The sequence below is a fragment of the Thermosynechococcus sp. genome, from assembly GCF_046299635.1.
Classification (GTDB): domain Bacteria; phylum Cyanobacteriota; class Cyanobacteriia; order Thermosynechococcales; family Thermosynechococcaceae; genus Thermosynechococcus.
Map to the genome: position 1 here is coordinate 1 of NZ_JBKBHV010000075.1, position 597 is coordinate 597.

Consider the following 597-nt stretch of genomic DNA (forward strand, 5'->3'; position numbering starts at 1 on the left):
ATGCTTACCCGACAAGGAATTTCGCTACCTTAGGCATCCCTTCTTGGGACGGACCGTATCTTAACCTACGGGCTTTTTACCCTTCGGCCCCTTGCGTACGGTCTCTGAGGATCCCCGAGAGGACTTCATCAAGGGTGTATTTTCTTTGTTTTCCACCCTTGTTCATCTCCATGGCTAACTTTACCAACCTTTCAAAACCTTCCTTTGTTGTGTGTTCTTTTCTTTCCAAGGCCTCCACTATCTCCTTAAACCTAAGGAAGTCTTCCCATTTTTTGGAAAGAAGCTTGTACTTCTGGAAGAAGGGTATTACCTTCTCCTTCAAGTGCCTTCTGTTGGAGACGGTGTATACGAGCACATCGGGATTATCTGCTTTTGGATGTATCCTCCCGCAGTTCAAAACCCTCTGAAAGAGCTTTAGAATAACCTCATTATCCTTATGCTGGTATACGTTAAACTCGGGGTCTATAACCCATCCGAACTTGGCAGTTGGAACTCTTTTTATGGATACGCTGAAGGACCCTTCTCCGTCTGCAAAGCCTGCTAAGTAATACCTTAGCTCTCTTCCCTTTCTTGGAAGCCTTTCAAAGTTTTCAAGGT

The 597-nt window shown here is 45.1% G+C and carries 1 protein-coding gene; it reads right to left on the reverse strand.

Annotated elements, in window-relative coordinates:
• Window positions 1-76: 76 nt before the first annotated feature.
• The coding region (locus tag ACK4IR_RS12400; RefSeq protein ID WP_409874645.1) for an LAGLIDADG family homing endonuclease at window positions 77-597 on the reverse strand (521 nt) is incomplete at its 5' end.